Source organism: Arsenicibacter rosenii, from assembly GCF_001870735.1.
GTDB classification, from domain to species: domain Bacteria; phylum Bacteroidota; class Bacteroidia; order Cytophagales; family Spirosomataceae; genus Arsenicibacter; species Arsenicibacter rosenii.
Map to the genome: position 1 here is coordinate 25,991 of NZ_MORL01000028.1, position 15,360 is coordinate 41,350.

Genomic DNA, 15,360 nt, shown 5'->3' on the forward strand with positions numbered 1-15,360 from the left:
TCCGACGGATGCTCTCGCAGGGGTTTGGGGACATTGTAGCCGGTAGTGCCTGGCCGCACTATCGGCTACATTTTTTCAGGGGAAAGTCTCACGGATCAGATAGATGTGTCATAGAGATGATAGATTAGATTTCAGAGCAGGGTTTATTAAACAAGGGATATGAACAGGCTTTTTTGATTACCGGCAACCATTGGAGCGAATCACAATCTTACCGTCAATGATTTCGTAGGTGGCTTCAATACCACGGCACACAATCCGTAACTTATCGTCCAGACTCTCCTGACTCAGCGAAGCCGACAAGGCACAATCACGGAGCACATCTGAATCATAAATAATTTCGATGCCATAGGCTTTTTCAATACGCCGGAACACATCGGCCACCGGTGTTTCATCGAACTCAAATTCGGCGGGCCGTATGGCTTTATTAATCACAGTCGGTTGGGCTACGAGCGTTTTACGGAACTCGGCCCGAATACGGGAAAATTCAGCCTGTTGGTTGGGGGTCAGCGAAATCACCCGCCGGTCTGCTATTTTGCCGGAGCCGTCGGTGGCTTCCTCACGGGCAAAGACGGCTACTTTACCGGTACGGACAGCCACGACAATATCTTTCTGATCCGGATAGGCTTTTACCCGGAAACTGGTACCTAACACTTTGGTGATCACATCATCGGCAAAGACCAGAAACGGTTTTGCCGGATTTCTGACTACCGTAAAAAACGCTTCGCCCGTTAGGGTCACCTGCCGTTTATCACCGTCAAACTGCGTCGGGTAGCTGATTTCGGAGGAGGGTGACAGCTCAACGGTACTACCGTCCGGCAAGGTAAGTGTCAGCGGCTCTTTGGTCGTATTCCGCTGCGTTTGCAGGCCGTTTTTCACGTCGGCCGCCATCGTGTTTTCAGAAGCATACCGCCCCGGAGCCGGTAAGGCGGCTTGCCGGTAATAGACCCAACCCAACCCGATAGCCAGTACCACGGCTGCGGCGGCCGCCCAGCGGCCCCATGCCGGCGATGACCGTGTTACCTGCGTAAACGCAGGGCCTACCGGCTGCTGATAGCGGATCCGGTGCAGCATTTTCTGCACATCGCGTTTAATCTGCTCCGGACTCACGGCTACCTCATCGATTTCCATGCTCAGCACCAGTTGCCGGGCCTGCTGAATGTCGGCCATCCGGTCAGGATGCTCCTCCAACCACTGCTGCCAGAAGTCTTCATTGCTCGCGTTGGGTTGTTTCACCCAGCGTTGAAATTCCGGGTCAAACACAAAGTCTTCGATGGTATAGGCAGCGTAATCAGGCATAATGAAACGGGTTCATCTGCTGATAGGGCAAACGAAATGGCAGATACTGTATTTTTTAATGATTTTTTTTATTTTTTCCTCAGAACCCTGACAATCAGACCATTAGATTGGCTAACAAGAACAGCCACAGTTGTTTTGATGTCACATGGCGGCGTAATAACCGGAATGTTTCCTGAAACAGGTTCGAAACCGATTGTTCGGAAATGCCCATCACCTGCGCAATGGCCGCACGGTCGAGATTGTCGTAAAAGCGGAGATAAATGGCCTCTTTCGAGCGCCGTGGTAATTGGTTAAGCAGTTGCCGGATGCGGTCGGCGGTGTGCTGCGATTGTTCTGTTTCGATCAGTATGTCTTCCGGAGAAAACGTTACATCAAACTGTAAATCATCTTCCTGACCGGATACCGGTTCAAAATCATAGCGTTGCCGTTCGAGGTATTGCTGATGCAGCAACCGGCGCAACATGGTCATCAGGTATGGACGAACCTGCGCCTGTACCAGCATACTGACCGTTTCGCGCCGATTCCAGAGCTCGACAAAAATGTCCTGCATGCAGTCGCGGACAAAATCAGTATCACGGTTAAACTTGGTTCCATAACGAATCAGGGCGGTGTAGTGATCAGTCATCAGCTGACCCAGCGCTTCCGAATCTCCTTCCTTAAACCGCCGCCACAACCAGGCATCATTGTTCGGATTTTCAAGGCGCATTGTTTTCCTGAATTATAACGTCGTGAATAATTTAGAGTCCGGACGGGTAAAACTACCCTTTTGGTATGCAGCGGCAAGTTAGGTGGATAATCGCAAAAATCAGGAAAAAACCTGTTGCTCACGCATATTTTTTGTCCTTCTGTCTCTAAAAGAGTAAACCGTCCTGCATATACTGAAAACAAAAAAAAGCTATCCGCAAGGTGGGACAGCTTTTCTAACTATAACGTTTATATTTCTTCGATGCATTACTACACCAACATCTATAACGCTGCAATAACCATGCACTATTATAGCAGTGCCACTAATTAAGGTAATATTATATTAACTAACAATAAAATAGTATCGAATCCAGCAACAAAGTAAAAATAAGTCAGGACAGATCTGTGCTGAACGAATAATGTATATGAAACAGATACACGGATTTGAGGAAAAAAGTCCCTGTACATACCAGGGGATCAATGCCTGGTACATGGAGGCAAAGAACCATACTATAACGCGGCACCAATTGACCATTTGCATGGCAGTCTTCACAAATTCTCCTTTCCGATACCAAAGGCGCACCAGGGTTCACAAGAGCCTTGATTATTTTTCCGGAAACGCAACCGGCGTTAAGAACTTTTAACAACCCATACCCGCCCATAGGGTTTTATTTTGCTATTTTTGGCGATTCATTATTAGGTTGGGGTCAAATCTGACACTGTTTTTACAGACTTGCTCCACAAAAGTCAGTTAACCGATATCTCTATGCAATCTTTCCGACGCCTTAACACCATAACCGGTTGGGCTACGTTCGTTGTCGCGCTGTTCACTTATGCCATGACAGTCGAGCGTACGGCCAGCTTCTGGGACTGTGGCGAATTCATTGCGTGTTCATTTAAACTTCAGGTTCCTCACCCGCCCGGTGCGCCTTTCTTCCTGCTGACCGGCCGTCTGTTTTCCCTTCTTGCCCTGGGCGACTTAACCAGCGTAGCCTATTGGGTTAACATGGTATCGGTTCTGGCCAGTGCCTTTTCGATCCTGTTCCTGTGCTGGACCATTTCGATGATGGCCCAAAAACTCATCAACAAGCCAGAGAGTGATTACACCTTCGGCGATACGCTGGTGATCCTTGGCTCGGCCGCTGTCGGTGCGCTGGCCTATACATTCTCGGATACGTTCTGGTTTTCGGCAGTTGAGGCCGAGGTTTACGGTATGTCTTCGTTCTTTACCGCCATCGTTGTGTGGGCAGCCTTCCGCTGGGAGCGCATCGAAGACGAAGCCTCTGCAAACCGCTGGATTCTGCTCATCGCTTACCTGACGGGCTTATCCATCGGGGTTCACTTACTGAACCTGGTTACGCTGCCGGCGCTGGCGCTGATTTACTATTTTAAGAAAACCACTAAGCCAAATCTGAAAGGCGGCATCATTGCGTTCGGGGTAGGTATGGTTATTCTGGGAATTATCAACTCAGGTATTATTCCGGGTCTGCCGAGTGCGGCATTCGTGCTGGAGCGGTTGTTTGTCAACACGCTGGGCATGCCGTTTGCTTCGGGTATGACCGCCTTCTTCGTCATTTTCATCGCGATTCTTACCTATGCCATCATCTGGTCGGCCCGTCAGAAGCGCGTGGTCCTCAACACAGCCCTGCTGTCGCTGGCATTCGTCCTGATCGGCTATATGTCGTATATGCAGGTCATGGTTCGTTCTGGCTACAACCCGCCAATCAACGAAAACAACCCGAGCGACGCGCTTAACTTTATCTCGTATCTGAAACGGGAACAGTACGGCAGCCGCTCCCTGCTCTACGGCCCGGTCTTCACGTCACGCCCTGTTGATCAGAAACAAGGAGCAGCGATGTACAAAAAAGAAGGCAAAAAGTACGTTGTTTTTGACCATCAGCCAGAATACGTATACGAAGCCGGTGACGAAATGCTGTTCCCTCGGGTATACAGTAACCAGATGAATCACCCGCAGCTGTACCGGCAAATGCTGAACATTCCGGAAGGCCAGAAACCAACGATGGGCGATAACCTGGAATTCTTCTTTAACTACCAGCTGGGCCACATGTACTGGCGGTATCTGATGTGGAACTTCGCCGGCCGCGAAAGCGATCAGGAAGGCGCGGGCTACCTGTTGCCATGGTCATCGAACAGCAATCTGCCCGAGCTGTTGCAGGCCAACAAGGCCCGCGACAATTTCTACATGCTGCCGTTTATTCTGGGTCTGTTCGGGTTATTGTTCCAGTATTTCCGCAACCGGAAAGATTTTCTGGTTGTCTTGCTGCTCTTTTTCTTTACCGGTATTGCTCTCCAGATCTTCCTGAACTCGCCGCCGTCTGAGCCCCGTGAGCGGGATTACATCTACGTAGGTTCGTTTTATTTCTTTGCTATCTGGCTGGGTCTGGGCGTTATGGCGCTGGCCGAAGGCTTACGCGAATACATGAAAGCCGACACCATGCGGAGTGGTCTGGTAGCGGGTCTGGCACTGCTGGTGCCGGTGATGATGGGCGCCAAGAGCTGGGATAACCACGACCGCTCAGACCGTTTCCACTCGGTTGACTTCGCCAAAAACCTCCTGAACAGCTGCGCACCGAACGCAATCCTGTTTACGGGCGGAGATAACGATACGTTCCCGTTGTGGTATGCCCAGGAAGTGGAAGGGTTCCGGACCGATGTCCGGGTGTGTAACCTGAGTCTGTTGGGTACCGAATGGTATATCGAGCAGATGAAACGGCGCACCTACGAGTCGGATGCGCTGCCGATTTCGCTCGAGTTCGATAACTTCAACAAAGGCAAAAACGACATCCTGCCGTTCTACGAGGTGGCAGCCGTCAAAAACGGCATCGATCTGAAGCAGTACATCAACCTGATCAAATCGAACAACCCTGCTGTGCAGGTGCCGTTGACAACCGGTGATATGACCAGCATTCTGCCTTCGTCGGTGCTGTTCCTGCCAATCGATAAGGCCGCCGTAGCAAAAGCAAACTTTGTACCGGCCAACCTGCAGCCAATGGTGCAGGACACGCTGCAATGGACAATCGGAAAGAGCGATCTGTATAAACCTGATCTGATCATGCTCGACATCATTGCGACCAACAACTGGCAGCGGCCGATTTACTTCTCAAGCACACTGGCTTCGTCGAACTACCTCAACCTGAAAGAAAACATGCAGCTGGAGGGCTATGCTTACCGCCTGATGCCGGTAAAAATGGAAGGCGCACAGGATGGGTATGTTAATACAAGCCTGATGGACAAGAACATGACGACGAAAATGTTCTGGCGCGAGATGAACAATCCGAAGGTGTACTACGACGAGACCTACAAAGGGTCGCCGGTATTATCGGCGCGGATTGCTTTCTTCCGGCTGGCCGATCAGTTGCTGCGTGATGGCAATAAAACCCGTGCCCAGCAGGTACTGGATTATTCACTGAGTGTTATTCCGGATACTACGATTCCGTATGATCAGGTCTGCTCAAACTACGTGCGCTTCTACTTTGAAACCGGCAATACGAAAAAAGCGCTGGAAATTGCCGAAACCATCGCCCGCCGGGCCGACCAGAACCTGACGTACTCGCAGCAATCCGGCCGGACGTTCGGGGATACCAACTCGGATCTGTACAGCCTGCAAGTGATTGTCGATGCGTGCAAATCGGCGAAACAAACGGCGGCAGCCCAGAAATACGAAGCTATTTTTAATAAGCACCTGGGGGCTTATCAGGGATAAGCGTTCTTCATAAAACGAAAAAGGCCGGTTCTCAGAACCGGCCTTTTTCGTTTTATCGATCACCGCGCTACGGCAATCTTATACTTTTTGCCTTTCATTTTCTGATCGCGAATACGGTCCAGCAGATCAGGAATCTTGCTCTTCCGGACAGCGGCAAATGACATAAAATCTTTCACATCGATCAGGCCGAGATCTCCTTTTCCGAGTCCGCCCTTCTGCGAGAAAAATCCGACGATATCGATCTTACTGAGCTTGTTTTTTCGCCCGCCGCTGATGTATACCGTCGTGAATTCGGGAGCGGGCGGCAAGGCCACGAGGCTGGGAAGTACAGCCTCGTCGATGGCTTCGGGCAGGTAAAGCGGTCGTTCGGTGGCCTCAGGCACGAGTACATAGGCAGTTCCGATAGCCTGCATGCGGGCGGTGCGGCCGTTACGGTGGACAAATTCATGTTTGTGTACCGGAAGATCAACATGTACGACATGCTTCATTTCGGGAATGTCCAGGCCACGGGCAGCCAGATCCGTCGTGACCAATACCCGGACGCTGCCATTCCGGAACCGGATCAGTGCCCGTTCGCGGTCTTCCTGCTCCATACCGCCGTGATAGAACGTCGCGCTCAGCCCTTCTTCATTCAGGTAATTGCTGACTTGCTCTGTCGTATCGCGCAGGTTGCAGAAGACAATCGACATATCGGTGCCAAACGTGCACAGCAACCTGACCAGTACAGGCATCCGCTCATCACTGGCAACGGTAATTTGTTTCAGGGTAAGGGCGGGAGCGAGTTCTTCGGCCGTAAATTTCAGCCGTTTCGGGTTGTTCAGCGCAACAAAATCAGGGAGTTTAACACCGGCCGTTGCCGATACCAGCACCAGTTTCCGGTCAGGCGGCAGTTGTTGCAGGATGAAAGCCATCTGGTCGTGGAAGCCTAGTTCCAGCGATTTATCGAACTCGTCGAGCACCAGCGTATGCACCGCCGACACATCCACCGATTGCCGGTCGAGGTGATCGGCAATCCGTCCGGGCGTACCGATCAACAGGGCCGGAGGTTCGCTTAAATTCTGAATTTCGGTTTGAATCGGGTGACCGCCATAACAGACGCTGATTTTAAACCCGGTACCCATTTTGCGCCATACCTGTTCGATCTGAAGTGCCAGTTCACGCGAGGGTACCAGTACCAGGCACTGCACGCCGGGTTGGCCGGGTTGCAGCAGGTTAAGCAGCGGTAATAAAAAGGCCAGGGTTTTGCCTGAGCCCGTGGGAGAAATCAGAAAGGTGTCCTGCGGACCGCTGATCGCGTCAAAGGCAGCTTCCTGCATAGGGTTCAACTGCTCAATCCCCAGATTAGCGAGTATGTCCGTATAGTGTTGATGGCTTGATTCCATCCTGCAAAAGTACACTAAAAAAGTGGTGGCACGACTTAAAGTCGTGCCACCACTGAACCACTACACCCTAAACACTTAAAGTCGTGCCACCACAAGCCACTACACCTTAATTCACATACGGGTCAATTGTTTGAATCGATCCGTCGGCGTTGCGTTTCAGTTCAGCCACCTTCACATTGCGCAGGTGTGTTTTACCCGACAGCTCCACATCGTGGTAGAAAATATACCATTTGCCTTTAAACTCCACAATGGAGTGGTGGGTGGTCCAGCCTTTTACCGGATTCATGATTACACCCTGATAAGTAAATGGCCCGTACGGAGAATCGCCGGTAGCATAGGCGAGGTAGTGCGTATCGCCGGTCGAGTACGAGAAGTAATATTTGCCTTTATATTTGTGCATCCAGCCCCCTTCGAAAAAGCGGCGGTTATTGTCTTTAGCCAACAGCGGCTTACCGGCTTTATCCAGAATCTTAATTTCTTTAAGCGGCTCGGCAAACTCCAGCATATTGTCGGTCAGGCGCGCCATTTTAGGTGCTAATGCCGGTTGATCCGGTGCGACTTCCTTCCCATTGGGGTCGTATTTGCCGGTTTTCCAGCGCTGCAACTGCCCGCCCCAGATACCGCCAATGTACATATAGGTTTTTCCGTCGGTGTCCGTAAAAACGGCCGGGTCAATGCTGAGGCTGTTTTTCATCGGCTGTCCCTGTGGCTTAAACGGTCCGGCCGGTGATTTGCTGGTTGCCACCCCGATCCGGAAAACATCCTGCTTATCTTTTACCGGAAAGTATAGATAATACGTCCCGTTTTTATACGCCGCATCCGGGGCCCAGAGCTGTCGGCCTGCCCACGGAATGTCTTTCAGATCCAGTGCTACGCCATGATCGGTCACCTTACCGTTGATGGCGTCCATCGACAGAATGTGGTAGTCTTTCATCGCAAAATGGCTACCCAGGTCGTCTTCCTTTACCCCGGCTTCGTAGTCGTGCGACGGGTAAATGTAAATCTTGCCATTAAATACATGGGCCGACGGATCGGCCGTGTAAATATGACTAACCAAAGGCTTTGAAATCGGTTTCGTGCCTTTTACGGTTTGCGCTTCGCTGCCGGCAGCGATCCCCAGTAATGCCCCCGTCAGTACCAGCGCCTTCATCGGATGTACTACGTTTAATCGAAAAACCATAGTTATTGCAGAAGAGGTTAAATAGAGCAGCAATATACACAGCTTTATGCAATCGGTTGCACGATTTAACACAGATTAATCTTGCAATAAAAATAATGAGTGATTGTGTGATTGAGCGGTTGAGTGGCTGACGTGAAACAGTGTTGGCACGACCAGGCGTCCCCGACCGGCAGACGAATCTGTCTCAGTCGGGGACGCCTGGTCGTGCCAACACTCTCATTTTACGGCTTCTGCGGGGCGCGGGCTTCGCCTTCCCAGTCGGGGTCGGCAGCTCCGCTGATGCGTTTTTTACGGGTATCGAACCGGATGGCATGCACCCGTCCGAACCGGCCCGACTGCGGGACTTCACGCACGGTAAAGCCGCGGGCTTTTTCGGCATCTACTACCGCTGCTTCCCAGCCGAGGCCCGTGCGGGTTTCCATCAGCATGGTTTCCTTATCGGCCGGATGTACGCGCGGAGCAGCCACAGCGGTTGCCAGGGGCAGTTTCCGGTCAATCACCCGGCTGATGACCGACACCACCGCTGTCGGAATCAGGTCACCACCGGCCGCACCGAGGGCCATAAACGGCTTGCCGCCTTTTGTCAGTAAGACCGGCGAGATATGCGACGAGGCCCGTTCGCCCCCTTTCATGCTGGCCAGGTAACCACCGCCCAGCGTCTGCGCATACATAAACCCCAGGCCAGGCGTGGCTACCCCCGAACCCATAACCGGCCCGAGCGACTGGGTCAGGGCAACCATCATACCACTCTGGTCGGCCGTAGACAGGTGGGTAGTATGGCCAACGGACAGGGTATCGCTGCCGGTGACCCGGGCCTGCGCCGCCGGACCGGCAATCTGCATCTGACCGGCCAGCGTCCGGGCATAGGCCTTCGATACCAGAATCTGAATAGAATCTTTTTTCTGTTTCGGCCGGTCGCGGTAAGCCAGTTTCATGGCCTGATACAGGCTACTCGCCCAATCGGCGTCGGAGTATCGGCTCAATGGTCTGGTTTCCATCAGGTTGAGCATTTCCAGTGTAATGGCTCCGTAGCAGGGCATCGACAAGGCATGTACATCGTACCCCCGATAGCTGGTCGACAGCAACTGCGCGTCCAGGGCCTGGTAGTCAGCCAGATCCTGCGCGGTAAAAACGCCTCCGTTTGCCTGTATGTCGGCGGCGATTTTCTGCCCGACCGCTCCTTTATAAAACGCATCCCGACCACCTTCCGCAATGGCTTTCAGCGTAGTAGCCAGATCGGTCTGTACCAGTATCTCCCCTGCCTTATACGGAATACTGTCCTGTTTCAGAAAATACCGCCGCGTTCCGGTATACTTCATCAGCATTTTTTTCACCGAAGCCTGCCGCGCGGCCTCCCCCGGTAAAACCGCAAAGCCCTCTTCTGCATAGCGGATAGCCGGTGCCATGACTACCGCTAGCGGCAGGGTGCCGTACTGCTGCAATAATTTGGTCAAACCGGCCACAACGCCCGGTAACCCGATGGTTGCGTAACCGTCTGCGCCTTTCGGTGCCGTGGCTGCCTGGTAAGAAGCCGGTGCCTGTGTGGTGGCATCCACCCCACGGATATCGCCGTTCGGCAGCCGTACAATGGCCTGTAAACGTCCTCCCAGCCCGCTCATTGATGGCTCCACAACGGCCAGGGCAAACCCTGTTGCCACCGCCGCGTCGACGGCGTTCCCGCCTTTTTCGAGCATAATCGTACCGGCACGTACCGCCAGCGGATGCGCCGCCGTCACCACGCCTTTGTCCGACGTGACAACCTGCGTTGCCTTTGGCTGATACCCTTTCAGCATGGCCGACTGTGGTACTGACACCTTACAAGCCGCCAGCAAGCCGGCTAGCCCCATCAACAAATAATTCTTTTTCATAAAGCTGATTTATTCATTTCCTCCCGTTGCACTGCCTTTTCCGGCGGCGCTGGCCGTCGCGGCCGGTGTCGTGCCCAGATGATCCCAGTTAATCAGGGTGTTCCAGACCAGCGGGGCGTCGTGGTGGTTCAGGTACCGGTGCAGCGGGTCAAACGTAAAGGCAATGACCCGGCCCGCTCCCACCGGCACATTGAAAATAGTCCCGTGGCCGATGATTGTCTGCTCATTGCGTACCATACCCGACAGCACATAAGGCAGTTCTTTCGCCGTAGCCTTTTTCTCCGGCTCTGCCACCGGCTTACGGTCCGGCATGCCCATAATCGGGCCCTTGTACTCTTCCTCGTCTTTCAGCGGTTTGGTGCCATACTGAAGCAGCATCAGATCACGGTTGTTTTTATCGGTTTGTAAAAGCGGGGCAATGCCTTTAAAAATCGGGAACGTCTCCGGGAAACCATACAGCACCGGACTATCCGGTTTCCGCGCTTTTACCTGAATAACCGAACCCGGATGGAACAAACCGGCAGCCTCGTACGGTTTCAGGTCGCGGGCAATCCCGGCTCCGGCCACCATCGCCGACGAGTTGTCGAGCGACACCAGTACCCCGCCTGCTTCTACAAACTGCCTGAGATGGCCGATGCCGTCAAAACCAGGTCCACCGGTCATATCGGCCGTGGCGTCGGGGAATCCATGCGCCGGATATTCCAATGTTTTGGTATACGGCAGCGGTCCGAATTTCGTATCCAGCTCATGGATAAAGTCTGTTACCGAACCCCGCATCCGTGGAATCAGAATAACATCAAACTTTTTCCGTAGCTCACCGGCTTTCAGGTGGTCCTTGTGAATGGATGTGTAGGGAATACCGCGCTGCTCAAACGTAAACCGTGCCCAGCCTTCGTCCTGCGTGTTATACCAGCTGTGGTAGATGGCGACCCGCGGCAGGTTCACCTCATGCTGCTTCACGGCCGGATTAGCCGCCGTTGCCTGCACATCCAGCCCGAACAGATCCGAGAGCTTCCGTGCCTGATCGGCGGTTAGTCCCTTGAATATAACGGCTCCGGCGAGTAAAGTGTCCTTCACCCCTTCGAGTGTTGTTTTTTCATCGAGCACCACCGCTTTAGCCGTTTTGCTCTGTCCTTTCAGCCAGTACATGGCCGGCAATACGTTGTTCTGGGCCTTATACGCCAGAACATAGTTGGTACCCGTACCTGACACCTGACCGGCATAGCGGACATCTGCCTGAATCAGTTTCAGGTCGGCCGGAGTGTACCGGACGCTATCCTCGGCCTTCACGTCAACCCCATACAAATAACCCATCGTCCAGGCAATGTCATCGTACGGCGGAAATTTGGCTTCTTTCGGATAGTTCTGTTTCGACAGCAGCGAAACGGCCAGGTTGCGGTATGGCTGGTTGAGCAGCACCACATAATCGCCCTGTTTTTTACCGGATTCGGCTTTATGTACCTCAATACCCTGCGCCCGCAACTGATTGACCAGATAGGCCGCCATCGACGGATCGCGCTGACCCGCCGGAATCACATAAGCCCTCGGCGATTCTTCTGTACCTTTCCGGATGCTGTTCAGTCCTTTCTGGTAGAAGTTCTTCAGCAACAGCCGTGCGTTGTTTGCCGCGTATGACAGAGAGGCCAGCACACCGGCCTGCATGTAATTAATGTTGTTGCGGTAAGACCAGTACACTTTCTCCGTCGGCGGAGCCGGGCGGTACCATTCCCGTGTGGTGGCCGGATCGCCCGCGTATTTCTGCTCCGATAAATCCCGCAGGTAGGTACTGGCACCGGCATTGCCGAATGTCTCGTAAAACCGACCGATGGAGTTATGGTTGTTGGCAATCCAGAGCGCATAGCCGGGGTACCAGCCATCGTAAAAAGCCCATGTAAACACGCCTGGCACGCCCTGCGCCGCCAGCGTCGTAATGTCATGATGGGCCATAATCTGCCACTCACCGATGGCAATCGGGTCAATGGTTTCGTTGTAGGGCCCCGTGCCGGTCGAGATGTATAACAGCGGTACCGACTCGTGCAGATCGAGCATGGCCGTCGGGTGCCAGTCGAAGTACAGTTTATAAATGGCTTTGGTCAGCGCCTGTGAAATCTGGATGCCATCGCGGTTGTTATCGTGGTAGGTGTATTTCCCCCAATAGGGCGGTGATTTCGGGAAGCCATCATCGTATTTAGGGCGGTTTTTGGTGTAGCGGTTATACCAGTCGACCTGCTTATCCCAGCCATCGGGCTCCGACACCGGATTGATCAGCACAATGATGTTGTTACGAATCGTTTTGATTTCTTCCGACTGGTCGGTAATGAGCCGGTAAGCCAGCTCCATGAGCATCTCCGGCGACCCCATTTCGGGCGAGTGCAGCCCTCCGTTGAGGTAATACACCAGTTTGGTATCGCCCAGGATTTTTTCCAGCTCCTGCGGCTGCACCTTGCGCGGGTCGGCCAGCAGCGCCACTTGCTTCTTGTAGTGGTCCAGCCGTTTCATGGCCTCTTCGTTGCCAATGGCCACCAGCTGGATCGGCCGGCCTTCTTCCGAAGTGCCAATCTGCTGTACATTCACCAGAGACGACGTTTGCGCCAGTTTCCGGTAGTAGGCATAAATGTCAGTTGTGTGGTGCAGGATGCCCGGTGTCCCGATAATCTGCCCGAAGTGTTTGCGGGGCGACGGGATCGTCGGATGGTCGGTCAGGTTCAGGACCGAAGCCGGCAGGAAACGGGGATCGGTCGTATATTCCCTTATTTTCTGGTTATAGGTATCATCTACCTGCTGAGCCAGCAGCGGCCCGGATACGATCCAAAAACCGGTCAGGAGCAAGCCTGTCTGACGAAGTAACGAGAAAGCCATATTTATTTGGTTAAGAATGATTTGCACGCCAACTTAAATATGGCACTTCCTCGTTTTCGGTACAAATATTATGGCTTTTTTATCTAACCAAGCCAAATTATAATTGGCTAATCACTATTTACTCCAAAAATAGATACATTCTGCGATTTATCTGGCCGGTAAGCAGACATGGAACACAGATCCCTGGCCCGGCATACTTTCAGCCCAGATATGTCCTTTATGGTTTTCTGCAATTTTTTTACATAACGCTAACCCGATACCGGTGCCTTCGTAGGAACGCCCCGCGCCCAGTCGCTGAAAAATCGAGAAGACCCGCCCGGCATATTTCTGATCAAAACCGATACCGTTGTCGGCTACAGCGATGTGAATGTAACGCACCCCGGGGTCATAGTCCGGTATGTCTGCGGCAAGATTATGGTGTAAGCGATTGCATGTAACCCTGATAACGGGCTGTTTATCACAAAACTTCAGCGCATTGCCAATCAGATTGGTGAACAGTTGTGTCATCTGTAGCTCATCGGCCAGAATAACCGGCATTGGTTCAATAGTCAGTACCGCTGCCTTTTCCTGAATAGCTGTTTCGTAATCCGACAATACCTGACCAACTACCTGATTTAAATCGGTACGTTTTACATTTTCTGTGCCGTTCGACAGGCGCGAATAGTTCAGGACAGCCTTAATCAAGGAAGACATGCGCTGTGCCGATGAAATAATTTTCTCCAGATAAATTGGCATAAACGCCTCGTTTTCAACGTCTGTCTTCAGCAAATCAGCAAAGTTCTGAATTTTGCGGAGGGGCTCCTGCAGGTCATGACTGGCGATATAGGCAAATTGTTCCAGTTCATGATTTTTCCGTGTCAGGGTCTGGTTTGCGTTGCTGAGTTCCATGGTCCGTGACTGTACCAGGTATTCCAGTTTATCGGCCACTTTCCGGCGGTCGTCGATATCGGTACAGGTGCCAAACCATTTAATGATTTGGCCGGATTCATCCCGCATCGGCAAGGCTCTGCCCAAAAACCAGCGGTATTCGCCGTCGTGCCGCCGGAACCGATATTCTACCTCATAGGGCTCTCCCGTTTCCAGCGAATGTTGCCAGACTTTCGTCGTCGGCACTATGTCGTCGGGGTGCAGGACCCGACTCCAGCCCTCTGCCTTTGATTCTTCATAGCTCAGCCCCGTGTAGTCATACCAGCGCTGGTTATAAAAATCATGATAGCCATCCGGTTCGGTTGACCAAACCAGTTGCGGCATAAAATCCGTCACAAACGTAAATTCCTGAATGAGTCGTTGCAGCTTCTCATTTTTATGGCTCAGGCGTTGCCGGATTTCCAGTTCGGGGCGTAAATCCCGGAGAACCGTTGCCCTGCTGATCAAATCGCCGGATTCAGGATCATAAATATTAATAAAGTCCACATGGCACGGAATAGATTCGCCCGTTTTAAAGTGACGAAACGGTATTTCGCCCGACCAGCGGCCCTCTTTATCCAGTGCAGGAATTACCCTGGCAATGATATCATCCAGTTCTTCGGCCGGATAAAAATCACGGCCGATCAAGGTTGTAACGTCCTGGTCCAAACCAATCCCTAACAACTCACGGCCGGCTTTGTTAATATGCATCATCCGGTGATTGGCCGTCGAGATCGCCATCGAATCATGGCTATGTTCAAAGAGCGCCAGAAATTTTTGCTGCTCGTTGCGGAACCTGACAATTTTAGTGGTTTCCACGCAGGTCACGAGTACACCGCCCACCTTGCCGCTTTCATCAAAAACGCGGCTATGGCTAAACGTCCAGTACACATCCTCCATCCGGCCGTTCCGGAAAATGGGAATCAGCTGGTCTTCCTGCCAGCTAGCCTCTCCACCGGCCATCACTGTATCAATCATGGAAACAATGGCAGACCAGGCCTCTGGCCAGACCGCTTTGCCCGGCTCACCCAGCGCATCCGGATGCTTGCCGTCTATGCCCAGACTGGGCCGGTAAGCATCATTGTAAAAACAACGTGAATCAGCCCCCCAGAACAAAAACATCGGAAACCGTGAGTGTAGCAAAATACTCAGCGTCGTACAGAGGCTTTGCGGCCAGGCAGACAAAGGCCCTAGTTTTGTCCTGCTCCAGTCCTTACCGGCAATTAATTTTCCTATCTCTCCCCCTCCTTTCAGGAAAAAGGGAATCTCATTAGTTTCAGTTTGTTCCATGTTCACTGCTGCTAACTGATTGGTGGATACAATCAGCAAATCAATAGGCTTTACGGTGATCCTGGTTGCAATCTACAAAAGTTTACCGGCTGTCGTTTGCATTGTTGTGCTCAATTTATTTAACAATACAGCAGAAATTTACTGTTTTGTGTCATCTGGAAAACGATATAA

At 52.3% G+C, this 15,360-nt stretch carries 8 protein-coding genes; 1 reads left to right on the forward strand and 7 read right to left on the reverse strand.

What is annotated here, in order from left to right:
- Positions 1–177 precede the first annotated feature (177 nt).
- Positions 178–1,296 carry a FecR domain-containing protein gene (locus BLX24_RS26480; RefSeq protein WP_071506248.1) on the reverse strand — a complete coding sequence of 373 codons (1,119 nt, stop codon included), beginning with the start codon at positions 1,294–1,296 and terminating at the stop codon, positions 178–180.
- Between the two features lie 94 nt (positions 1,297–1,390).
- On the reverse strand, positions 1,391–2,002 hold the full coding sequence (locus tag BLX24_RS26485) for an RNA polymerase sigma factor (protein ID WP_071506249.1): 612 nt from the start codon (positions 2,000–2,002) through the stop codon (positions 1,391–1,393).
- A gap of 744 nt (positions 2,003–2,746) precedes the next feature.
- On the opposite strand from BLX24_RS26485, the gene BLX24_RS26495 reads away from it, so the two are divergent.
- Positions 2,747–5,704 (forward strand): glycosyltransferase family 117 protein, encoded by a 2,958-nt coding sequence (locus BLX24_RS26495; RefSeq protein ID WP_071506251.1) that lies wholly within the window; start codon positions 2,747–2,749, stop codon positions 5,702–5,704.
- Positions 5,705–5,763: 59 nt separating this feature from the next.
- Here the strand turns inward: BLX24_RS26495 and BLX24_RS26500 are convergent, their stop codons facing one another.
- The 5 genes from BLX24_RS26500 to BLX24_RS26520 all read right to left on the reverse strand — a co-directional run bounded on the left by BLX24_RS26500 (position 5,764) and on the right by BLX24_RS26520 (position 15,189).
- Complete coding sequence (locus BLX24_RS26500; RefSeq protein ID WP_071506252.1) at positions 5,764–7,086, reverse strand: DEAD/DEAH box helicase; 1,323 nt, start codon at positions 7,084–7,086, stop codon at positions 5,764–5,766.
- Between the two features lie 106 nt (positions 7,087–7,192).
- On the reverse strand, positions 7,193–8,266 hold the full coding sequence (locus BLX24_RS26505) for a glycoside hydrolase family 43 protein (protein ID WP_071506253.1): 1,074 nt from the start codon (positions 8,264–8,266) through the stop codon (positions 7,193–7,195).
- Positions 8,267–8,487: 221 nt separating this feature from the next.
- On the reverse strand, positions 8,488–10,134 hold the full coding sequence (locus BLX24_RS26510) for a gamma-glutamyltransferase family protein (protein ID WP_071506254.1): 1,647 nt from the start codon (positions 10,132–10,134) through the stop codon (positions 8,488–8,490).
- Between the two features lie 9 nt (positions 10,135–10,143).
- The gene (locus tag BLX24_RS26515; RefSeq protein ID WP_071506255.1) at positions 10,144–12,993 is read right to left on the reverse strand and encodes a M14 family zinc carboxypeptidase; all 2,850 of its coding nucleotides are present in this window, start codon (positions 12,991–12,993) and stop codon (positions 10,144–10,146) included.
- A gap of 147 nt (positions 12,994–13,140) precedes the next feature.
- Positions 13,141–15,189 (reverse strand): PAS domain-containing sensor histidine kinase, encoded by a 2,049-nt coding sequence (locus tag BLX24_RS26520; protein ID WP_143092821.1) that lies wholly within the window; start codon positions 15,187–15,189, stop codon positions 13,141–13,143.
- Positions 15,190–15,360 lie beyond the last annotated feature (171 nt).

Coding starts and splice junctions, on each gene's coding strand:
- BLX24_RS26480 (WP_071506248.1), bottom strand. CDS start 1,296: ATGCCTGATTACGCTGCCTATACCATCGAAGACTTTGTGTTTGACCCG.
- BLX24_RS26510 (WP_071506254.1), bottom strand. CDS start 10,134: ATGAAAAAGAATTATTTGTTGATGGGGCTAGCCGGCTTGCTGGCGGCT.
- BLX24_RS26485 (WP_071506249.1), bottom strand. CDS start 2,002: ATGCGCCTTGAAAATCCGAACAATGATGCCTGGTTGTGGCGGCGGTTT.
- BLX24_RS26520 (WP_143092821.1), bottom strand. CDS start 15,189: ATGGAACAAACTGAAACTAATGAGATTCCCTTTTTCCTGAAAGGAGGG.
- BLX24_RS26515 (WP_071506255.1), bottom strand. CDS start 12,993: ATGGCTTTCTCGTTACTTCGTCAGACAGGCTTGCTCCTGACCGGTTTT.
- BLX24_RS26500 (WP_071506252.1), bottom strand. CDS start 7,086: ATGGAATCAAGCCATCAACACTATACGGACATACTCGCTAATCTGGGG.
- BLX24_RS26505 (WP_071506253.1), bottom strand. CDS start 8,266: ATGGTTTTTCGATTAAACGTAGTACATCCGATGAAGGCGCTGGTACTG.
- BLX24_RS26495 (WP_071506251.1), top strand. CDS start 2,747: ATGCAATCTTTCCGACGCCTTAACACCATAACCGGTTGGGCTACGTTC.